This is a genomic window from Streptomyces sp. NPDC050263 (genome assembly GCF_040655955.1).
GTDB lineage: Bacteria > Actinomycetota > Actinomycetes > Streptomycetales > Streptomycetaceae > Streptomyces.
This window is the reverse complement of record NZ_JBFAKW010000093.1, coordinates 1-21,259: the sequence shown is the minus strand read 5'-3', so window position 1 is coordinate 21,259 and position 21,259 is coordinate 1. Positions and strand designations below refer to the sequence as shown.

Below are 21,259 nucleotides of genomic sequence, written 5' to 3'. Positions count from 1 at the left end.
GCTGCCCGCCGGTCGGTCGGTCGGCCCGCCCGTCGGCCCGGTCGGCCGCTCGTCGGGCGGGCCTGGTCAGGCCAGGGCGCGGGCGAGTTCTGCGGTGAGGGGCTCGCGCAGGTCCGGGGCGTCGACGCGTTCCACGCGGACGTCCGTGCAGTCCACCCAGGTCGCGGCTTCGAGGAGGGCCTGGGCCACGGCCGGGACCGCCTTGGGACCGTCCAGGGTGACCTGCCTGGCGACGAGGGTGCGGCCCTCGCGGGCCGGGTCCACGCGGCCGACGAGCCGGCCTCCGGCCAGGACCGGCATCGCGAAGTAGCCGTACACCCGCTTCGGCTTGGGGACGTAGGCCTCCAGGCGGTGGGTGAAGCCGAAGATCCGCTCGGTGCGCGCCCGTTCCCAGACCAGGGAGTCGAAGGGGGACAGGAGTGTGGTGCGGTGGCGCCCGCGCGGGGGCGTCTCCAGGGCCGTCGGGTCGGCCCAGGCGGGCTTGCCCCAGCCTTCGACCGTGACCGGGACCAGGCCCGAGTCGGCGATCACCGCGTCGACCTGTTCGCCCTTGAGACGGTGGTAGTCGGCGATGTCCGCGCGTGTGCCCACGCCGAGGGACTGGCCGGCCAGGCGGACGAGGCGGCGCAGGCACTCGGTGTCGTCCAGCTCGTCGTGCAGCAGGGCGGCGGGTACGGCGCGTTCGGCGAGGTCGTAGACGCGCTTCCAGCCGCGGCGCTCGACACAGACCACCTCGCCGTGCATCAGCGCGCGTTCGACGGCGACCTTGGTGCCGGACCAGTCCCACCACTCGCTGGTCTTCTTCGCTCCGCCGAGGTCGGTGGCGGTGAGGGGGCCTTCGGCGCGGAGCTGTTTGACGACCTGGTCGTAGGTGCCTTCCGGGAGGTCGTGGTTCCAGTGCGGGCGGTTGCGGTAGGCGCGGCGGCGGAACGCGAAGTGGGGCCATTCCTCGATGGGGAGGATGCACGCGGCGTGCGACCAGTACTCGAAGGCGTGCGTGTCCTGCCAGTAGGAGTTCTCGACGGTCTTGCGGCCCACGGTTCCCAGGCGGGCGTAGGGGATGAGCTCGTGGGAGCGGGCGAGGACGGAGATGGTGTCGAGCTGGACCGCGCCGAGGCGGCGGAGGACGCCGCGGACGCCGGCCTTGCGGTCGGGTGTGCCGAGGAAGCCCTGCGCGCGGAGGGCGATGCGGCGGGCTTCGTCTGCGGAGAGCTCGGTGGCGGGGCGCGGGGTCGTCATGGCTCGCACGATAGGGGGTGGGTCTGACAGTGGGGGTTGAGCTGCGGGTTGAGCTGGGGGTCTGTGCGGTCGAGGGTGGGTCGGGGGGTGTCAGGCGACGGTGGGGGCCGGCAGGTACGGGGCCGTCGAGGGCAGTCCCAGGTCGGAGGGGAGCAGGGAGGCCAGCCAGCAGTCTCTTCGTACGCCCTTGTTGTTGATGGCCGAGCGCAGGGTGCCCTCCAGGGTGAAGCCGGCGTTCTCGGCGACCGCGCGGGAGGCCGTGTTGCCGATTTCCGCCCGCCATTCGACGCGGTCGACGCGGAGGGTGGTGAAGGCCCAGTGGGAGGCGGTGCGGGTGGCCTCGGTGGTGTAGCCGTGGCCCCGGTGTTCCTTGGCCGCCCAGAAGCCGATCTCGGCGGTGCCCAGGGAGCGCATGGTGAGGCTGAGGAGGCCGGTGAGGCTTCCGTCGGGGAGGAAGACGCCGAAGGTGAACATCGAGCCGGTCGCCCAGCCCTCCGGGGCGAGCACTTCGGTGAAGCTGTGGGCGTGCTCGGGGAGGTAGGGGGAGGGGATCGTGGTCCAGCGCTGGATGTCGGGGTCCTGGGCGGCGGTGTACACGGCGTCGGCGTCCTGGGGGCCGAGGGGGCGCAGGACGAGGCGCGCGGTGGTGAGGGTGACGGGCTCGGGCTCCATCGGCCGATTCTGCTTCGGGTGTCCGGCGGGCGCCATCGTTTTGCGGTGCGTGAGCGTGTGATCACAATTCGCGCAATTCGTCCGGTGGACGCGGCACCATCGGCGGGGCCCGGCCGTTGTCCCCTTTGAAGAGATTTTTGGAGCAGGTGCGCAGCAGTGTGCGGTCCTCGTCACGGCAGGCCTCCCGGCGCGGTGGGGTCCTCGCATACGATGGCCGTTGCTCAGTTAAGTCCCATGGAAATCGACCGTCCCAGGCCCGACCGGCAAGGAGACCAACCCCCGTGTCCGTCCTCTCGAAGATCATGCGTGCAGGCGAAGGCAAGATCCTGCGCAAGCTGCACCGCATCGCGGACCAGGTCAACTCCATCGAAGAGGACTTCGTCGACCTCTCCGACGCCGAGCTGCGGGCCCTCACCGATGAGTACAAGCAGCGGTACGCCGACGGTGAGAGTCTGGACGACCTGCTTCCCGAGGCCTTCGCCACCGTGCGCGAGGCCGCCAAGCGCGTCCTCGGACAGCGCCACTACGACGTCCAGATGATGGGCGGCGCCGCTCTGCACCTCGGCTATGTGGCCGAGATGAAGACCGGTGAGGGCAAGACCCTCGTCGGCACGCTGCCGGCGTATCTCAACGCCCTGTCCGGCGATGGCGTGCACCTGATCACGGTCAACGACTATCTGGCCGAGCGCGACTCCGAGATGATGGGTCGCGTCCACAAGTTCCTGGGTCTGGAAGTCGGCTGCATCCTGGCCAACATGACGCCGGCCCAGCGTCGCGAGCAGTACCTGTGCGACATCACGTACGGCACGAACAACGAGTTCGGCTTCGACTACCTGCGCGACAACATGGCGTGGGCGCAGGACGAGCTGGTCCAGCGTGGCCACAACTTCGCCATCGTCGACGAGGTCGACTCGATCCTGGTGGACGAGGCCCGTACGCCGCTGATCATCTCCGGCCCGGCCGACCAGGCGACCAAGTGGTACGGCGACTTCGCCAAGCTGGTCACGCGCCTCAAGAAGGGCGAGGTGGGCAACCCCCTCAAGGGTCTTGAGGAGACGGGCGACTACGACGTCGACGAGAAGAAGCGCACGGTCGCCATCCACGAGGCCGGTGTCTCCAAGGTCGAGGACTGGCTGGGGATCGACAACCTCTACGAGTCGGTGAACACGCCGCTCGTCGGCTACCTGAACAACGCCATCAAGGCGAAGGAGTTGTTCAAGAAGGACAAGGACTACGTCGTCATCGACGGCGAGGTCATGATCGTCGACGAGCACACGGGTCGTATCCTCGCGGGCCGCCGTTACAACGAGGGCATGCACCAGGCGATCGAGGCGAAGGAAGGGGTGGACATCAAGGACGAGAACCAGACGCTCGCCACGATCACCCTGCAGAACTTCTTCCGCCTCTACGGCAAGCTCTCGGGCATGACCGGTACGGCGATGACCGAGGCCGCCGAGTTCCACCAGATCTACAAGCTCGGCGTGGTCCCGATCCCGACGAACCGGGCGATGATCCGCAAGGACCAGTCGGACCTGATCTACCGCACCGAGGTCGCTAAGTTCGAGGCGGTCGTCGACGACATCGCCGAGAAGCACGAGAAGGGCCAGCCGATCCTCGTCGGCACGACGTCGGTCGAGAAGTCCGAGTACCTGTCGCAGCAGCTGTCCAAGCGAGGTATCCAGCACGAGGTGCTGAACGCGAAGCAGCACGACCGTGAGGCGACGATCGTCGCCCAGGCCGGCCGCAAGGGCGCGGTGACGGTCGCGACGAACATGGCCGGTCGTGGTACGGACATCAAGCTCGGCGGCAACCCCGACGACCTCGCGGAGGCGGAGCTGCGCCAGCGCGGCCTCGACCCCGAGGAGCACATCGAGGAGTGGGCCGCTGCGCTGCCCGCCGCTCTGGAGAAGGCCGAGAAGGCCGTCAAGGCGGAGTTCGAGGAGGTCAAGGACCTCGGCGGGCTCTACGTCCTCGGCACCGAGCGGCACGAGTCGCGGCGTATCGACAACCAGCTGCGTGGTCGTTCCGGTCGTCAGGGCGACCCGGGCGAGTCCCGGTTCTACCTGTCGCTGGGCGACGACCTGATGCGGCTGTTCAAGGCGCAGATGGTCGAGCGCGTGATGTCGATGGCGAACGTGCCGGACGACGTGCCGATCGAGAACAAGATGGTCACGCGCGCGATCGCGTCCGCGCAGTCGCAGGTGGAGCAGCAGAACTTCGAGACGCGTAAGAACGTCCTGAAGTACGACGAGGTGCTCAACCGTCAGCGTGAGGTCATCTACGGCGAGCGGCGCCGCGTCCTGGAGGGTGAGGATCTGCAGGAGCAGATCCAGCACTTCATGGACGACACGATCGACGCGTACGTCGGCGCGGAGACCGCCGAGGGCTTCCCGGAGGACTGGGACCTGGACCGGTTGTGGGGCGCGTTCAAGCAGCTCTACCCGGTGAAGGTCACCGTCGAGGAGTTGGAGGAGGCGGCCGGTGACCGGGCCGGTCTGACCGCCGAGTTCATCTCCGAGTCCATCAAGGACGACATCCGTGAGCAGTACGAGTCGCGGGAGTCGCACCTCGGCTCCGAGATCATGCGTGAGCTGGAGCGCCGGGTCGTGCTGTCGGTGCTGGACCGCAAGTGGCGTGAGCACCTCTACGAGATGGACTATCTCCAGGAGGGCATCGGCCTGCGCGCGATGGCGCAGAAGGACCCGCTGGTCGAGTACCAGCGCGAGGGCTTCGACATGTTCTCCGCGATGATGGACGGCATCAAGGAGGAGTCCGTCGGCTATCTGTTCAACCTGGAGGTCCAGGTCGAGCAGCAGGTCGAGGAGGTCGAGGTCGAGGACCGCGAGCCGGTCGACATGGAGAAGCAGGACGTGGTGCCGGCACAGGCGGGTTCGCGTCCGGAGATCCGTGCGAAGGGGCTGGACGCTCCGCAGCGTCGTCAGCTGCACTTCTCGGCGCCGACGGTGGACGGCGAGGGCGGCACGATCGAGGGCGACTTCGAGAGTGAGGACGACGAGCCCGTGCGCTCGGAGGCCGACGGTCTCACGCGCGCGGAGCGCCGCAAGCAGGCGAAGGCCGGGCGGCGTCGTAAGAAGTAGTCGTATGAGGTAGCGGCATCGCGGTCGCGGTCGGCTTGAAGGCCGAGGGCCGGGTCACCTTTGGGTGGCCCGGCCTTTTGCGTGGCCGGCGGGGGCGGTTGTCTCAGTCGTCCTGGGGGTGGGGCCTGCGGGGGCCGTCGAGTTCGACCGCGGTGCAGCGCCAGCGGTGGTCCGCGCCGAGTTCCAGGCGGAAGGCCATCGCGCGGAGGCGGTCGCCGGCGCCGATGCGGGCGAAGGCCTCGATGGCGCCGGGGCGGGGGACGTAGTAGCCGATGTCGCGGACGACGGGGACGGCGCCGTGGGCGGCGGTGCGCAGCGGGCCGCGTTCGGCGAGGTGTGCCAGGTCGTCGTAGGCGCGGCCGAGGGTGTGCCGGAGCATGAAGTGGACGGGGCGCCGGCCGGTCAGGACGGCCAGGAGGCGGTCGGCGAAGAGGTCGGTGGGGCGGGGTTGGGTGAGGGGGCGGCGGATGGTCTGGGCGGGGACGGTGGGGGCGTCGGGGGTGGGCTGGGGTGCGGCTTGGCGGGTGAGGGGCTGGGGGGTGGTGGAGCGGTTGTCGGTGGGGCGGGTGCGGGTGGGGGAGGTGGTGCCGGGTGCGCCGGGTGGACGGTTGCTGTTCGGGGGCGTGCGCGGGGTGCTGTGGCCGGCGTTGCGGGGCGGGGCGCCTGCGGGGCGGCGGGTGTCGCGGCGGCCGGGCGGGCGGGTGCCGGGGTGGGCCTGCGTCCTCGTCATGACCTTGTTCATGGGGGTCCCCGTTCGGTGGGCGGCTTCGGCGTCTACCGGTCGGTAACTTTGCCGTTGCGGATCTTGTACGGGGTTGTCGTCCATGGCGGCAAGCGAGCGGTGCGCCTGTGGTGGGGGCCCGGAGGATTCACCTATCAGGGGTGGTCCGGGGTGCGGAAAGCCCGGGGCTTCAGGGGTGGGCCGGGTGAGTTCCAGGGTGCGAGGTTGACGTCTGCGGGGGTGCGGGCAGGGACCCGAAAGGGGACGTCCGCACGTATCCTGAAGGCCCTCAGGGAGGCGCGGAACCGCCCTCCCCGGGGCGCCGAGTCCGAGCCTGCGACCACGAAGAGAGCGGCCACCCATGCGTGTCTACGTCCCCCTGACCCTCCCCGGTCTCGCCGAGGCGCACAAGACGGGTGGGCTGACGGGTGAGCCGGGGTCCGGGCCGCTCGTCGCGTACGCCGTCACGCCCGCGTTGCGGGAGTGGTACCTCTCCGACGACCTGGAGGAGCTGGAGTACGCGGCGCTCAGCAGGGCCGCGCTCGCCTCGCTGCGGCTGCTGGCGGCGGACCCGGACGCCCCTCGGCGGCGGGTCGTGGTCGCCGTGGACGTACCTGACCGCGCGGCCGTCGTGGACCCCGACCGCGGGCTGGATCCGGCGGCGCTGGGCGAGGTGCGCGTGAGCGGCGCCGTGACGCTGGCCAAGGCGGCCGCGGTGCACGTCGACGCCGGGGAGGCGGAGGCGGACGTGCGTGCGGCGGCGCAGGCGCTCGCGGCGGCGGACGGCGGGGACGACGACGCGCAGTTCGTCGTGGACGGGGCCGACGACCATGAGCTGCTGTGGTTCGCCACGCAGGAGATTCCGGGCCTGGTGGGCTCGGGGGGCTGAGCTTGCGCCGAGGCCGCGTCGAGCCCGCGCCGACATCGCGCTGAGCCCGCGTCGAGTTCGCTCACTTGATTGTCAGTGGCGGCGGGTACGTTTGCAGGCATGGGGAAGCACGAAGCGGCGCACATCGTCTGGGACTGGAACGGGACGCTGCTCAACGACAACGACGCGATCATCGGGGCGACGAACGCGGCGTTCGCCGAGCTGGGGCTGGAGCCGCTCACGCTGGAGCGGTACCGGGCGCTGTACTGCGTGCCGGTGCCGAAGTTCTACGAGCGGCTGATGGGGCGGCTGCCGACGGACGCCGAGTGGGAGGTCATGGACGAGATCTTCCACCGGTACTACGCCGAGCACCGGGTGCGGTGCGGGCTCACCGAGGGCGCGGTGGAGCTGCTCACGGAGTGGCGGCTGGCGGGGCACAGCCAGTCCCTGCTGAGCATGTACGTGCACGACGAGCTCGTGCCGCTGGTCCGCGGGTTCGGGATCGAGCCGCACTTCATACGGGTCGACGGGCGGACCGGGCCCTCCGGGGGCAGCAAGGCCGAGCACATGGTGCGGCACCTCCAGGCGCTGAACGAGGTCGAGCCGGAGCGCACGGTGGTGATCGGGGATGCCGCGGACGACGCGGTCGCCGCGTTGCATGTGGGGGCGCGGGCCGTGTTGTACACCGGCGGGTCGCACAGTCGGGCCAGCCTGGAGGGGGTGGGGGTGCCGGTGGTGGACACGCTGGGGGAGGCGGTCGAGGTCGCGGGGCGGTTGGCCGCGGCGTAGGACTGCGTCGGCTTTTGCGTGGGCTCGGGGTGGTGCGGCGTCTTGGGGCGCCGCACCTGTCAGGGCGTGCGGGTCCAGCGCGCGTGGGTCCAGCGCGCGCGGGTCGAGTGCGTGCGGTTCAGGTCGCCGGGGCCTTTGCGCGGAGCACCGTCAGGAACTCGCGCATCCAGGCGGGGTGGTCGGGCCAGGCGCGGGCGGAGACGAGGGTGCCGTCGACGACCGCCTCGGCGTCCTGGAAGGTCGCGCCGGCCGACTGCATGTCGAGCTCCAGTGCCGGGTAGGCGGTGACGCGTCGGCCGCGGAGGGCGTCGGCGGCCGCGGTGAGCAGGGGGCCGTGGCAGATCTGGGCGACGGGCTTGTCGGCGTCGAAGAACGACTTGAGGATCTTGCGGAGTTCGGGGTCGTTGCGGAGGTACTCGGGGGCGCGGCCGCCGGGGATGACGATCGCGGCGTACTGGCCGGGGTCGACCTCGGAGAAGGCGAGGTCGGCGGGCCAGGTGTAGCCGGGCTTCTCGGTGTAGGTGTCGAAGCCGGGTTCGAAGTCGTGGACGACGAACCGGAGCTTTTTGCGGGTGGGGGCGGCGATGTGGACTTCGTAGCCTTCCTCGCGGAGGCGTTGGTAGGGGTAGAGGACTTCCAGGGACTCCGCTGCGTCGCCGGTGACGATGAGGATTTTCGCGGTCATGGTGGGCGGCTCCTCTCGGGCGGGCGCTGTCGTTTGCAACGTGCCTCTTGGGGGTGCGGTTGCCAAGAGGGAGCGCACTTTCAGCGTCCCGCGGCGAGAGGGCGACGTCGACTTTTCTCGCCCCTGCGGCCTCTGCGGCCTCTGCGGCCTCTGCGGCCCTGCGGCCCGTGCCGTCCCTGGACGCCCCTGCCGCCCGTGCCGCCCGTGCCGTCCCACCCCAGGGGCTCCGCCCGTGCCGTCCCACCCCAGGGGCTCCGCCCGTGCCGTCCCACCCCAGGGGGGCCGCCCCTCCAACCCCGCCAGGGGCTCCGCCCCGTACCCCGGAGGGCTCCCTCCCCCGCGTCCCACCCGCCCCGTCCCTGTGCAGAACGTCAAACTTTGTGGCCATGTTTTGTACACATACGGCTCATGACGGCGGGGCCGTACGGGGAGATAGCCTTGGTGGCGTGATCAGCGCGATATCTCGCGGGGGCGTTGTCGCCTCTGCCCTGCGCCCGGTGCTTGCGGACCGTCTCCGCGGCCGGGCGGCGGACGCTGGTCGGCGCGGGCGGGGCCGGGGCGCAAGGGGCCCCGGGACGCCGTACCTACCCGGGAAGAGAGCGACGCGGAGAGCAGCGTCACACCTCCTGGTGGTGTCGAGAATGGCTGATAAGCCCCCGCTCATCTCACCTTGCGGCATAGCGTCGGAGCAGACCGGAGACCCCGGGCCGTGGCGTCGAGCCGCAGGGGAAGAGACCGTACTTCCTTCTACGTCACGCAACGGCGCGCGACAGGAGTCAGAGGACAATGCAGACCAAGCTGGACGAAGCCAAGGCCGAGCTGCTCGAGAGGGCGGCCCGGGTCGCTGAGAACAGTCCGGTCGGGGGGCACCTACCGACTGGGACGACGAGCGAGGGCACGCCAGGCACTCCAGGTACCTCGGGCACCCCGGGCGCTCCGGACGACGACGCCCTCCTCGCGTTCCTCCAGCGCTACTACCTGCACACCGCCCAGGAGGACCTGAGCGACCGCGATCCGGTCGACGTCTTCGGAGCGGCGCTCTCGCACTATCGGCTGGCCGAGAACCGGCCGCAGGGCACCGCCAATGTGCGGGTTCACACGCCGACCGTGGAAGAGAACGGATGGACCTGCAGCCATTCCGTCGTCGAGGTCGTCACCGACGACATGCCGTTCCTCGTCGACTCCGTCACCAACGAGCTGACCCGGCAGGGGCGGGGGATCCACCTCGTCATCCATCCGCAGGTCGTCGTGCGGCGCGATGTGGCCGGCAAGCTCGTCGAGGTGCTCAGCGTTCCGCCTGCCAACGCGGAGCTTCCGCATGACGGGCATGTCGAGTCGTGGATCCATGTCGAGATCGACCGGGAGACCGACCGCGCCGACCTCAAGCAGATCACCAACGATCTGCTGCGGGTGCTCTCCGACGTCCGGGAGGCCGTCGAGGACTGGGAGAAGATGCGGGACACCGCGCTGCGGGTCGCCGATCACCTCCAGGAGGAGCCCGCGCCCGGCGATCTGGCGCGGCCCGACATCGACGAGGCCGGTGAGTTGCTGCGCTGGCTGGCCGCCGACCACTTCACCTTCCTCGGCTACCGCGAGTACGAGCTGCGGGGCGACGACTGCCTAGCCGCCGTCCCCGGGACCGGGCTCGGCATCCTGCGGTCCGACCCGCACCACTCCGAGGGGGACGGCCACCCCGTCAGCCCGTCCTTCGAGCGGCTCCCGGCCGACGCGCGGGCCAAGGCGCGTGAGCACAAGCTGCTGGTGCTGACCAAGGCCAACAGCCGGGCCACCGTGCACCGGCCGTCGTACCTCGACTACGTGGGTGTGAAGAAGTTCGACGCCGACGGGAACGTGGTCGGGGAGCGGCGGTTCCTCGGGCTGTTCTCCTCCGCCGCCTACACCGAGTCCGTGGTGCGGGTGCCGGTCGTGCGGCGCAAGGTCGAGGCCGTGCTGAAGGGCGCCGGCTTCTCCCCCAACAGCCACGACGGGCGCGACCTGCTCCAGATCATGGAGACCTACCCGCGCGACGAGCTGTTCCAGACTCCGGTGGACGAGCTGCGGGCCATCGTCACCTCCGTGCTGTACCTGCAGGAGCGGCGGCGGCTGCGGCTCTACCTGCGGCAGGACGAGTACGGGCGCTACTACTCCGCGCTCGTCTATCTGCCCCGCGACCGGTACACGACCGGGGTGCGGCTGCGGATCATCGACATCCTGAAGGAGGAGCTGGGCGGGACCAGCGTCGACTTCAGCGCCTGGAACACCGAGTCGATCCTGTCCCGGCTGCACTTCGTCGTCCGGGTCCCGCAGGGCACCGAGCTGCCCGAGCTGTCCGACGCCGACAAGGACCGCATCGAGGCGAGGCTCGTCGAGGCCGCCCGGTCCTGGGCCGACGCGTTCGCCGAGGCGATGAACGCCGAGTGCGGCGAGGAGCGGGCCGCCGAGCTGCTGCGGCGCTACCACAACGCCTTCCCCGAGGGCTACAAGGCCGACCACACTCCGCGCGCGGCGGTCGCCGACCTGGTCCATCTGGAGCGGCTGACCGGGGAGCAGAACTTCTCGCTCAGCCTGTACGAGCCGGTGGGCGCCGCGCCCGACGAGCGCCGCTTCAAGATCTACCGCAAGGGCGACGCGATCTCCCTGTCGGCGGTGCTGCCGGTGCTCAGCCGGCTCGGCGTCGAGGTCATCGACGAGCGGCCGTACGAGCTGCGCTGCGCGGACCGCAGCAACTCCTGGATCTACGACTTCGGTCTGCGCATCCCCAAGTCGCTGGCCGGTCCCGGCGGTGACTTCCTCGGCGACGACGGGCGCGAGCGGTTCCAGGAGGCGTTCTCCGCGACCTGGACCGGCAAGGCGGAGAACGACGGGTTCAACGCGCTGGTGCTGGGCGCCGGGCTGAACTGGCGGCAGGCGACGGTGCTGCGCGCGTACGCCAAGTACCTGCGGCAGGCCGGGTCCACCTTCAGCCAGGACTACATGGAGGACACCCTCCGGACGAACGTGCACACGACGCGGCTGCTCGTGTCGCTGTTCGAGGCGCGGATGTCGCCCGACCGGCAGCGCGCCGGGCACGAGATCGTCGACGCCCTGCTGGAGGAACTCGAAGCCGCGCTCGACCAGGTGGCCTCGCTCGACGAGGACCGGATCCTGCGGTCGTTCCTGACGGTCATCAAGGCGACGCTGCGCACGAACTTCTTCCAGGAGCGCGCGGGCGGCCTGCCGCACGACTACGTGTCCATGAAGTTCGACCCGCAGGCCATCCCGGACCTGCCGGCGCCCCGGCCCGCGTTCGAGATCTGGGTGTACTCGCCGCAGGTGGAGGGCGTGCACCTGCGGTTCGGGAAGGTCGCGCGCGGGGGCTTGCGCTGGTCGGACCGGCGGGAGGACTTCCGCACCGAGGTCCTCGGACTGGTCAAGGCGCAGATGGTGAAGAACACCGTCATCGTGCCGGTCGGCGCCAAGGGCGGCTTCGTCGCCAAGCAGCTGCCCGACCCGGCCGTGGACCGTGACGCGTGGCTGGCCGAGGGCATCGCCAGCTACAAGACGTTCATCTCGGCGCTGCTCGACATCACCGACAACATGGTCGGCGGGGAGGTCGTGCCGCCGGCCGACGTGGTGCGGCACGACGAGGACGACACCTACCTGGTGGTCGCGGCCGACAAGGGCACGGCGACGTTCTCCGACATCGCCAACCAGGTCGCCGAGTCGTACAACTTCTGGCTCGGGGACGCCTTCGCCTCCGGCGGCTCGGCCGGCTACGACCACAAGGGCATGGGCATCACCGCCCGCGGCGCCTGGGAGTCCGTGAAGCGGCACTTCCAGGAGCTGGGCGTGAACACGCAGGCCGAGGACTTCACGGTCGTCGGCATCGGCGACATGTCCGGTGACGTGTTCGGCAACGGCATGCTGCTCTCCGAGCACATCCGCCTGGTCGCCGCCTTCGACCACCGGCACATCTTCCTCGACCCGACCCCGGACGCCGCGACCTCCTACGCCGAGCGCCGCCGGCTGTTCGAGCTGCCCCGCTCCAGCTGGGCCGACTACGACACCGCCCTGCTGTCGGCGGGCGGCGGGGTCTTCCCGCGCACGGCGAAGTCGATCCCGGTGGGCGGGCACATCCGGGAGGCGCTCGGCATCGAGGCGGGCGTCGCCAAGCTGACCCCGGCCGACCTGATGAAGGCGATCCTGCGGGCGCCGGTGGACCTGCTGTGGAACGGCGGCATCGGCACGTACGTCAAGTCCGGCACGGAGTCGAACGCCGACGTCGGCGACAAGGCCAACGACCCGATCCGGGTGGACGGCGCCGACCTGCGCGTCAAGGTCGTCGGCGAGGGCGGCAACCTGGGCCTGACCCAGCTCGGCCGGATCGAGTTCGCGCTGCGCGGCGGCGGGATCAACTCGGACGCCATCGACAACAGCGCGGGCGTGGACACCTCCGACCACGAGGTGAACATCAAGATCCTGCTCAACGGGCTGGTCGCCGAGGGCGACATGACCGTCAAGCAGCGCAACAAGCTGCTCGCGGAGATGACCGACGAGGTCGGCGCGCTCGTCCTGCGCAACAACTACGCGCAGAACACGGCGATCGCCAACGCCCTCGCCCAGTCCAAGGACATGCTCCACGCCCAGCAGCGCTTCATGCGCCACCTGGTGCGGGCGGGCCACCTGGACCGGGCGCTGGAGTTCCTGCCCACCGACCGGCAGATCCGTGAGCGCCTCGGCTCCGGCCAGGGCCTGACCAGCCCGGAGACGGCCGTCCTGCTCGCCTACACGAAGATCACGGTGTCGGACGAGCTGCTGGCCACCTCGCTGCCCGACGACGACTACCTGCGCGGCCTGCTGCACGCGTACTTCCCGACGGCGCTGCGCGAGCGGTTCCCCGAGGGCATCGACAGCCACCCGCTGCGCCGTGAGATCACCACGACCGTGCTGGTCAACGACACGGTCAACACGGGCGGCACGACGTATCTGCACCGGCTGCGCGAGGAGACCGGCGCCTCGCTGGAGGAGATCGTGCGGGCCCAGACCGCGGCCCGGGCGATCTTCCGCTCGGCCCCGGTGTGGGACGGGGTGGAAGGTCTCGACAACCGGGTCGAGGCCGCCGTCCAGACCCGGATCCGGCTGCACTCGCGGCGGCTCGTCGAGCGCGGCACGCGCTGGCTGCTGAACAACCGGCCGCAGCCGTTGCAGCTCGCGGAGACGGTCGACTTCTTCGCCGAGCGCGTCGAGCAGGTGTGGTCGCAGCTGACGAAGCTGCTGCGCGGCGCGGACCTGGAGTGGTGGCAGCGGATCTACGACGAGCTGACCGCCGCCGGGGTCCCGGACGAGCTGGCCACCCGGGTGGCCGGGTTCTCCTCGGCGTTCCCGGCGCTGGACATCGTCTCGGTGGCCGACCGCATGGGCCGCGACCCGCTGGAGGTCGCCGAGGTCTACTACGACCTCGCCGACCGGCTGCACATCACCCAGCTGATGGACCGCATCATCGAGCTGCCGCGGGCGGACCGCTGGCAGTCCATGGCCCGCGCCTCCATCCGCGAGGACCTGTACGCGGCGCACGCGGCGGTGGCCGCGGACGTCCTGGCCGTCGGCAACGGCAGCTCGACGCCCGAGCAGCGCTTCAAGGCGTGGGAGGAGAAGAACGCGGCGATCCTGGGCCGCGCGCGGTCCACGCTGGACGAGATCCAGAGCTCGGAGACGTTCGACCTGGCCAACCTGTCGGTGGCCATGCGGACGATGCGCACGCTGCTGCGGACGCACTCGTAGCCAGTCGCTCCTGTGCCGCCACGCGTGGGCGGCCGGGAGCGGACCGCTGACACGCGAGAAGGGCGCCCCCCGATCCCGTCGGGGGCGCCCTTCTCGCGTGCGGGTCGAGCCGGGCTACTTGGCCGCGGCCGCGGGCTTCTTGGCCTTGGGGTCGCTGGTGAAGGCCTCGTACGCGGCGACGACCTCTTCCGCCGGCCCGTCCATCTGGAGTTCGCCGCGCTCCAGCCACAGAGCCCGTTCGCAGGTCTCGGTGATCGTGCTGTTGCTGTGGCTGACGAGGAACACCGTGCCCGCGTGTTCCCGCATCTCCTGGATGCGCTCCGCGGAGCGGTTGCGGAACTTGGCGTCGCCGGTGGCCAGGGCCTCGTCGATGAGCAGGACGTCGTGGTCCTTGGCGGCGGCGATGGAGAAACGCAGCCGGGCGCCCATGCCGGAGGAATACGTGCGCATCGGCAGGGAGATGAAGTCGCCCTTCTCGTTGATGCCGGAGAAGTCGACGATCTCCTGGTAGCGCTCCTTGATCTGCTCCCGGGTCATGCCCATCGCCAGGCCGCCGAGGTAGACGTTGCGCTCGCCCGTGAGGTCGCCCATCAGGGCCGCGTTGACGCCGAGGAGGGAGGGCTGTCCCTCGGTGTAGATCTTGCCGCGCTCCACCGGCTGCAGTCCGGCGATCGCCTTGAGCAGCGTCGACTTGCCGGAGCCGTTGGTGCCGATCAGGCCGATCGCCTCGCCCTTGTAGGCGACGAAGGAGACCTTCTTCACGGCGTGCACGGTGCGCACGCCGGCCGCCTTGTCGGCCTGCTTGCGGCGCACGATCCGGTTGAGGGCGGCGGTCGCGCTGCCCTTGCCGCCGACGGTGCCGTTGATGCGGTAGATGATGTCGACGCTGTCGGCGATGACGGTGGGGATCCGCTCGCCGCTGCTGTCGACGACATCGGGGATGTCCTGCGGTGCGGTGCGGTTTGCGTTGTCAGCCACGGCCGTACGTCTCCTCAGCCTTCCAGAAGTAGATGAACCCGCCGACGCCGGAGAGCGCCGCCCAGCCGGCCGCGACCAGCCACACGTGGGGCGGCAGCTGGCTCGCGTGGAACGTGTCGATCATGGCGAAGCGCATCAGGTCGATGTAGACGGCCGCAGGGTTGGCCTTCAGCAGGGTGGCGATCCAGGACGGCATCCCGGCGTGGTCGGCGACCAGCTTGTCGATGCTGAACATCACGCCCGAGATGTACATCCAGGTGCGCAGGAGGAACGGCATGAGCTGGGCGATGTCCGGGGTCTTGGCGCCCAGCCGGGCCATGATCATCGAGATGCCGGCGTTGAAGACGAACTGCAACGTCAGCGCCGGGACCACGAGGATCCAGGAGAGGGCCGGCGGCACGCCGACGGCGAGCAGGATGAACACCAGGGCGGCCATCGAGAACAGCAGCTGCTGCAACTGCTGCAGACAGAACGAGATCGGCAGCGCGGCCCGCGGGAAGTGCAGGGCCCGGACCAGGCCGATGTTGCCGGAGATGGCCCGGGTGCCCGTCATGATCGAGGTCGACGTGAAGGTCCACACGAACACGCCCGTGACCAGGAACGGGATGAAGTCCGCCACGCCCTTCTTGGTGTCCAGCAGGACGCCGAAGATGAAGTAGTAGACCGCCGCGTTCAGCAGGGGGGTCATCACCTGCCAGATCTGGCCCAGCTTCGCCTGGCTGTACGTCGTGGTGAGCCTGGCGGTGGCGAAGGCGGAGATGAAGTGGCGGCGCGCCCAGAGCTGGCGGATGTACTCCGGCAGGGACGGGCGGGCACCGCTGACGGTGAGACCGTGACGGGCGGCGAGGGCCGCGAGGTCGCCTTCGGGCACGGCGGCCGCTGTCCGGGGCGGTGTGTGGAGGGCCTGACTCACATCCGCTGCTTTCACTCGGGGGGAGGGGGTGCGGGCGTCCGGCATCCGTGCTCCCGGCGTTTTCCTTACGCTTTTCTTTACGTTTTCTTACGTCGGAACGGGACCGTATCGTCGCAACGTGAGAGTAGGCCGAGTTGACGCCGGAACGCAACCGTCTCGTCGTAACGCCCTATGCTGGTCCGCATGACGACGAACGCGACGAACGCCGATGGACCCCAGGTGCGCCCGCGCCGGGCGCCCGCGGGCGCGGCCGTGCTCCGCGAGGATGTGACGGAGGCCATCCGGGCCGCCGTGTTCGAGGAGCTCGCGACCGTCGGCTACGCCCGGATGTCCATCGAGGGCATCGCCCGCCGGGCCGGCGTGGGCAAGACCGCGGTGTACCGGCGCTGGCGCTCCAAGCTGCACCTGGTCCTCGACATCGTCTCGGTGATCGCCGTGCAGGGGCTGCCCGCGCCGGAGACGGGCAGCCTGGAGGGCGACCTGCGGATGCTCTACGAGGTGACCTCGCGGGCGCTGCGGCACCCGATCGCCTCGCAGATCATCCCGGACCTCCAGGCCGAGGCGGCCCGCAACCCCGAGATCGCCGAGGCCCTCCAGAAGGCGCTGAAGGAGGGGCAGGAGAGCGTCGCCCTGAAGATCGTGGCGGCGGCGGCCGAGCGCGGCGAGATCGGCGAGGGGCTGAATCAGGAGCTGGCGCTCGATCTGATCTCCGGTCCGCTTTACTGGCGTTCGGTGGTGATCCGCAGCCCGAAGCTGCCCAAGGGGTACCTGGGCGCGCTGGCCCGGGCGACCGCAGAGGCGATCAAGGCGCTGTGAGGGGAGCCGAGTCGGTATGAGAGTCGTCCTGGCCGAGGACAACGCCCTGCTGAGGGAGGGCCTGGTCCTGTTGCTGACGTCGGCCGGGCACGAGGTGGCAGCCGTCGCCGGCTCCGGCCCCGAGGTCCTGCCGGCGCTCCTCGAACACCGGCCCGACGTGGCGGTACTCGACGTGCGGATGCCGCCGGGCTTCCGCGACGAGGGGCTGCGGGCCGCGCTGGAGGCCCGCGAGAAGATCCCCGGGCTGCCGGTGCTGGTGCTGTCCCAGTACGTCGAGGAGTCCTACGCCGCCGAGCTGCTCGGCGGGGGCGCGAGCGGGGTCGGCTATCTGCTGAAGGACCGCGTGGGCCGGGTGGACGAGTTCCTCGACGCGCTGGAGCGGGTCGCCTCCGGCGGCACGGCGCTCGACCCCGAGGTCGTCACCGAGCTGATGACGCGCCGCCGTGACTCGCCGCTGGACTCGCTCACCCCGCGCGAGCGGGAGGTGCTGAAGCTGATGGCGCAGGGCCGCGACAACACGACCATCGCCGAGACCCTCGTCATCACCGAACGGTCCGTCAGCAAGCACATCGGCAACGTGTTCCTGAAGCTGGGCCTCCCGGCGAGCGACACCGGCCACCGGCGGGTGCTGGCCGTACTGGCCTACCTCAACAACACCTGACCCGCCTCGGCCAGCCGCCGGGCCAGCGCGGTGAGTTCGGGCAGCCGCAGCACCCGCCCGCCGGACCCGGGCAACGGCACGTGCAGCGCGGCCGTCCACCGCCGCGCAACGTCGTCGATCCCGTGGACGGCCCCGGCGAGCGCGCCCGTCACCGCCGCGACGGTGTCGGTGTCGCCGCCGAGATCGACGGCGGCCCGGACGGCGTCCTCGAAGCCGGAGCTCGTGCGCAGCGCCCAGACCGCGGAACCGAGACAGGGCCACACCGCCCCGTTGAACTCTGTGGCGAGGTCGGGATGCCAGTCCGGGGCCAGGACGACCGCGTAGCGCTCCCGGTGGTCGGGGTGGACCTCGGCGAGGATCTCCGGGAGCGCGGGCAGCGGGTCTGCTCCCATGAGGGCGATCCGCACCAACTCGTGGAGGACGGCGGTGCCCTCCCAGGCCGCGCGGTCCCCGTGGGTGAGCGCGGCGAGCCTGCGGGCCGCGTCCATGGTCGCCGCACGGCCCTGGGGCGCGAAGTACACGGCCGAGGTCGCGGCCCGCATCATCGAGCCGTTGCCCGCCCCGCGTTGGCTTGTCCGGAAGTGCAGGGCCGAGGCCGTGTCCCACGGGTCGCCGCTGCTCAGGACCGCCTCGGTCTGCAGTCCGATGTCCTTGGGGTCGGCGGCGGCCCAGCGCCGGAACCGCCCGAAGACGTCCGCCGGCTCCAGCCCGCCGCACTCCAGCAGGGACTCCCCGACGAGGACGGCCATCTGCGTGTCGTCGGTCGCCTCGCCCGGGTCCCAGCCGCCGCCCCCACACATCTCGCCCCCGTTCCCGGCAGTCGGGAAGCGCTCGGAGAACACGCCCTCCGGGCCGAACTCGAAGGGCGCCCCCAGCGCGTCCCCGACGGCGGAGCCGACGACACAGCCGATGGCACGGTCGAGAGGGCGTGGGCCGGGGCGGTCTGCGGGCGCCGGGGAGTTGATCATGCGGGTAGCCTACGAGGCCGGTCGGGGCTCTCTACGTCCGTGTTGTCCGCGGGTGCCGGCGTAGCCATCCCTGCCAGGCCGAGGTGATCATGTCCTGGACGTCGTGTGCGGCCTTCCAGCCCAGTTCGTCGGTGATGCGGTCGGCGGCGGCGACGACGCGGGCGGGGTCGCCGGGGCGGCGCGGGGTGACCGTCGGCGGTCGGTCGTGGCCGGTGACCGCGTTGACGAGGTCGATCATCTCCCGTACCGAGACGCCCTGCCCGCGCCCGATGTTGAGGATCAGCTCACGACCGGGGTCGGCCCGCAGCGCGCGGGCCGTGGCGACATGGGCCTGCGCCAGGTCGACGACGTGGATGTAGTCCCGGACGCAGGTGCCGTCGGCGGTCGGATAGTCGTCGCCGAAGATGCGCGGGGGCGCGTTCTCGGTGAGTCTCTCGAAGATCATCGGGATGAGGTTGAACACGCCCGCGTCCGCGAGGTCCGGGCGGGCCGCCCCGGCCACGTTGAAGTAGCGCAGCGCGGCGGTGGACAGGCCCGCGGCCCGGCCCGTCGCCCGCACCAGCCACTCGCCGGCCAGCTTCGTCTCGCCGTACGGCGACATCGGGACGCACGGGGTGTCCTCGGTGACCAGGTCCACGTCCGGCATGCCGTACACCGCCGCCGAGGAGGAGAACACGAAGGACGGCACCCCGGCGGCGGTCACCGCGTCCAGGAGGACTCTGAGGCCCTCCACGTTCTCCCGGTAGTAGTGCAGGGGCCGCTCCAGGGACTCCCCGACCTGCTTCTTCGCCGCGAGGTGCACGACACCGGTGACGGAGTGCTCGGCCAGGGTGCGCGCGACCCGTTCCCCGTCCAGTGTCGAGCCCGCCACCAGCGGCACGTCGCCCGGCACGCGCTCGGCGATGCCCGTGGACAGGTCGTCGTAGACCACCGCCCGCTCGCCCGCCTCGGTCATCGCCCGTACGACGTGCGCCCCGATGTAGCCGGCGCCGCCCGTGATCAACCAGGTCATTTCGAGACCGCCCCCTCGTAGCCTATCCGTAATGGTGTGTCTTAGCACTCCATTGCTGGGCATGGGGCGTGATGGTTCCTTTTGGTGCCGTCCGCTTTCTACCGGTTCCCCGGCATCTCCTCCGTCACCGCCGTGTCGAGTGCCGCGGTGAGCTGGTCCAGGCGGTCGCGCAGGGCGCCGATCTCGCCGAGTTCGAAGCCGGTGGCGCCGACGATCCGGCGCGGCACCTCCAGGGCCCGATCGCGCATCGCCGCGCCCTCCTCGGTCAGCCGTACCTCCACCGAGCGTTCGTCGCGGGCGCTGCGCTCGCGGCGGACCAGGCCGGCCGCCTCCAGGCGCTTGAGCAGCGGCGAGAGAGTGCCGGAGTCCAGGCGCAGGTGTTCGCCCAGGCTCTTGACGGGCAGTGGGCCCTCCTCCCAGAGGACCAGCATCACCAGGTACTGCGGGTAGGTGAGCCCGAGGTCCTTGAGGATCACGCGGTAGACGCCGTTGAAGGCGCGCGACGCGGCGTGCAGGGAGAAGCAGATCTGGCGGTCCAGGCGGAGCCAGTTCTCGGTGGCGTTCTCCTGGCCGACGGAGGGCAGCGGGGCGGTCATGACTCCAGGGTAGCCCTTACGCGCCATTTGGTTGTGCCCAATTAAGTTGTGTGCTCTACTTATCCCCGTGAGGCGGCCGGACGGCCGCCGGAACGACCTGAGAGGGATGGTTTTCCATGGACGCGCTCTACACCGCTGTCGCCACCGCCACCCACGGCCGCGAGGGACGCGCCGTCTCCTCCGACGGCAAGATCGACCTCGCGCTGGGCTTCCCGGTGGAGATGGGCGGCAACGGCGAGGGCACCAACCCCGAGCAGCTGTTCGCCGCCGGTTACGCCGCCTGTTTCGGCAGCGCCCTCGGCCTCGTCGGCCGCGCCGCGAAGGTCGACGTCAGCGACGCCGCCGTGACCGCCGAGGTCGGCATCGGCAAGCAGGGCGAGGGCTTCGCCCTGAAGGTGACCCTGCGCGTGGAGCTGCCCGACGCGGTGGACGAGGCGACCGGCCGCAAGCTCGTCGAGCAGGCCCACCAGGTCTGCCCCTACTCCAACGCCACCCGCGGCAACATCGAGGTCGACCTCGTCGTCGAGTAGTCGTCATCGAGTAGGCGTCAGCGCGCAGACTTCCCTTGAGCGGTTCCCCGGGGACCGAGTGACCTGCCGGTCCTCGGTCCTCGGTCCTCGGTCCCCGGTCCCCGGTGCGCGATCCTCACCGCATCGAGTGACTCTCGGCGGGAGCCGGTCGCGCGGCCGCCGCTCGTCTCGTCCGTCGGGCCCGCAGCCACAGCGCGGGCGGTCCGACCAGCACCAGCAGCACCGGCCAGAAGTATCCGGGCACGCCCAGCGCGCGGCCGGCCAGGTGCGGCCGCAGATACAGGACCGCCAGCGGCACCGCCGCCGTCAGCGCCCACCGGCCCAGCACGGCGGCCCGCCGGTCGCGCTCCCACACGGCGACGAACGCCACCGCCCAGCACGCCGCCACACCGAACGTCACCGGGTCCACGAGCAGGATCAGCCCGTACAGCGCGCCGAGCCACCCGTACCCCCAGGAGCTCGCGAGCCCGCTCGGGCCGACATGGCGGACCGTACGGCGGACCGCCCCCGCGTGCGTGCCCGTCGACGCCCACGCCCAGAAGGTCAGTCCGACGGCGAACGCCGGCCGCTGACCGAGGTCGCCGGCCCAGAGCAGCGCCACGGCGGACAGAGCGCCCAGGACCGGCGCCCACCGGCGGTCCGTCAACACGCGCGTGAAGCGGCCGATCCCGGTCAGCAGCACCAGGAGGCCGACCGGGTCGGCCACCGCGGCGCGGCTCAGCGGGTCGAGCCAGTACACGAGCGACATCGCCGACCAGACCACAGTTGCGCAGAACCGGTACGGCGTCGGATGCCAGGAGGTGCGGGCACAGGGGCGCATTCGTCACGCTTTCCCTGTTGCGCCGCCGCGCTCCCGAAAGCTAGTGCCGCGGCAGGCAACGTTTGCCCGTCAAGGAGCGGCGTCCGGTGCGTGCTCTCGGTGTGCCGGCCGGAAGTCCTCGTACTGGACGTAC

At 70.8% G+C, this 21,259-nt stretch carries 17 protein-coding genes; 7 read left to right on the top strand and 10 right to left on the bottom strand.

The features are described from left to right. Positions 1-66: 66 nt before the first annotated feature. Together AB0J04_RS32130 and AB0J04_RS32125 are read right to left on the bottom strand one after the other, a co-directional pair. On the bottom strand, positions 67-1,239 hold the full coding sequence (locus AB0J04_RS32130; protein ID WP_363172122.1) for a crosslink repair DNA glycosylase YcaQ family protein: 1,173 nt from the start codon (positions 1,237-1,239) through the stop codon (positions 67-69). A gap of 90 nt (positions 1,240-1,329) precedes the next feature. After that, entirely contained in the window at positions 1,330-1,911 is a 582-nt protein-coding gene (locus AB0J04_RS32125; protein WP_363172121.1) for a GNAT family N-acetyltransferase, read from the bottom strand. A gap of 281 nt (positions 1,912-2,192) precedes the next feature. On the opposite strand from AB0J04_RS32125, the gene secA reads away from it, so the two are divergent. Continuing rightward, a complete protein-coding gene (gene secA, locus AB0J04_RS32120; protein ID WP_363172120.1) occupies positions 2,193-5,009 on the top strand; it encodes a preprotein translocase subunit SecA in 2,817 nt (938 codons plus the stop codon). Between the two features lie 103 nt (positions 5,010-5,112). On the opposite strand, the gene AB0J04_RS32115 is transcribed toward secA, so the two are convergent. Next, a complete protein-coding gene (locus tag AB0J04_RS32115; RefSeq protein ID WP_363172119.1) occupies positions 5,113-5,751 on the bottom strand; it encodes an Rv3235 family protein in 639 nt (212 codons plus the stop codon). 340 nt (positions 5,752-6,091) lie between these two features. On the opposite strand from AB0J04_RS32115, the gene AB0J04_RS32110 reads away from it, so the two are divergent. Both AB0J04_RS32110 and AB0J04_RS32105 read left to right on the top strand, forming a co-directional pair. Beyond that, positions 6,092-6,619, top strand: a complete 528-nt coding sequence (locus tag AB0J04_RS32110; protein WP_363172118.1) for a hypothetical protein — start codon at positions 6,092-6,094, stop codon at positions 6,617-6,619. Positions 6,620-6,718: 99 nt separating this feature from the next. Beyond that, positions 6,719-7,387 carry an HAD family hydrolase gene (locus tag AB0J04_RS32105; protein WP_363172117.1) on the top strand — a complete coding sequence of 223 codons (669 nt, stop codon included), beginning with the start codon at positions 6,719-6,721 and terminating at the stop codon, positions 7,385-7,387. 118 nt (positions 7,388-7,505) lie between these two features. Here AB0J04_RS32105 and AB0J04_RS32100 read toward each other — a convergent pair whose 3' ends face one another. Then, positions 7,506-8,072, bottom strand: a complete 567-nt coding sequence (locus tag AB0J04_RS32100; protein WP_363172116.1) for a DJ-1/PfpI family protein — start codon at positions 8,070-8,072, stop codon at positions 7,506-7,508. Between the two features lie 786 nt (positions 8,073-8,858). On the opposite strand from AB0J04_RS32100, the gene AB0J04_RS32095 reads away from it, so the two are divergent. Beyond that, a complete protein-coding gene (locus AB0J04_RS32095; RefSeq protein ID WP_363172115.1) occupies positions 8,859-13,832 on the top strand; it encodes an NAD-glutamate dehydrogenase in 4,974 nt (1,657 codons plus the stop codon). Positions 13,833-13,946: 114 nt separating this feature from the next. Here the strand turns inward: AB0J04_RS32095 and AB0J04_RS32090 are convergent, their stop codons facing one another. Together AB0J04_RS32090 and AB0J04_RS32085 are read right to left on the bottom strand one after the other, a co-directional pair. Beyond that, positions 13,947-14,774: an ABC transporter ATP-binding protein gene (locus AB0J04_RS32090; RefSeq protein ID WP_363172131.1), complete on the bottom strand. Its 828-nt coding sequence runs from the start codon at positions 14,772-14,774 to the stop codon at positions 13,947-13,949. A 28-nt stretch (positions 14,775-14,802) separates the two neighbouring features. Further along, positions 14,803-15,723 carry an ABC transporter permease gene (locus AB0J04_RS32085; RefSeq protein ID WP_363172114.1) on the bottom strand — a complete coding sequence of 307 codons (921 nt, stop codon included), beginning with the start codon at positions 15,721-15,723 and terminating at the stop codon, positions 14,803-14,805. Positions 15,724-15,894: 171 nt separating this feature from the next. On the opposite strand from AB0J04_RS32085, the gene AB0J04_RS32080 reads away from it, so the two are divergent. Beyond that, complete coding sequence (locus AB0J04_RS32080; protein WP_363172113.1) at positions 15,895-16,539, top strand: TetR/AcrR family transcriptional regulator; 645 nt, start codon at positions 15,895-15,897, stop codon at positions 16,537-16,539. A 16-nt stretch (positions 16,540-16,555) separates the two neighbouring features. Then, positions 16,556-17,200: a response regulator transcription factor gene (locus AB0J04_RS32075; RefSeq protein WP_363172112.1), complete on the top strand. Its 645-nt coding sequence runs from the start codon at positions 16,556-16,558 to the stop codon at positions 17,198-17,200. Here AB0J04_RS32075 and AB0J04_RS32070 read toward each other — a convergent pair. From AB0J04_RS32070 to AB0J04_RS32060, 3 genes are all read right to left on the bottom strand, one after another. Next, positions 17,182-18,168 (bottom strand): ADP-ribosylglycohydrolase family protein, encoded by a 987-nt coding sequence (locus AB0J04_RS32070; protein WP_363172111.1) that lies wholly within the window; start codon positions 18,166-18,168, stop codon positions 17,182-17,184. The two genes, AB0J04_RS32075 and AB0J04_RS32070, sit on opposite strands and share 19 nt — an antisense overlap. 31 nt (positions 18,169-18,199) lie before the next feature. Next, positions 18,200-19,180 carry a UDP-glucose 4-epimerase GalE gene (gene galE / locus AB0J04_RS32065; protein WP_363172110.1) on the bottom strand — a complete coding sequence of 327 codons (981 nt, stop codon included), beginning with the start codon at positions 19,178-19,180 and terminating at the stop codon, positions 18,200-18,202. A gap of 98 nt (positions 19,181-19,278) precedes the next feature. Further along, positions 19,279-19,776: a MarR family transcriptional regulator gene (locus AB0J04_RS32060; RefSeq protein WP_363172109.1), complete on the bottom strand. Its 498-nt coding sequence runs from the start codon at positions 19,774-19,776 to the stop codon at positions 19,279-19,281. 116 nt (positions 19,777-19,892) lie between these two features. Between AB0J04_RS32060 and AB0J04_RS32055 the strand changes: the two genes are divergently transcribed. Continuing rightward, positions 19,893-20,306 (top strand): organic hydroperoxide resistance protein, encoded by a 414-nt coding sequence (locus AB0J04_RS32055; RefSeq protein ID WP_351917154.1) that lies wholly within the window; start codon positions 19,893-19,895, stop codon positions 20,304-20,306. Positions 20,307-20,421: 115 nt separating this feature from the next. Here AB0J04_RS32055 and AB0J04_RS32050 read toward each other — a convergent pair whose 3' ends face one another. Then, complete coding sequence (locus tag AB0J04_RS32050) at positions 20,422-21,126, bottom strand: hypothetical protein (protein ID WP_363172108.1); 705 nt, start codon at positions 21,124-21,126, stop codon at positions 20,422-20,424. Between the last annotated feature and the right edge of the window lie 133 nt (positions 21,127-21,259).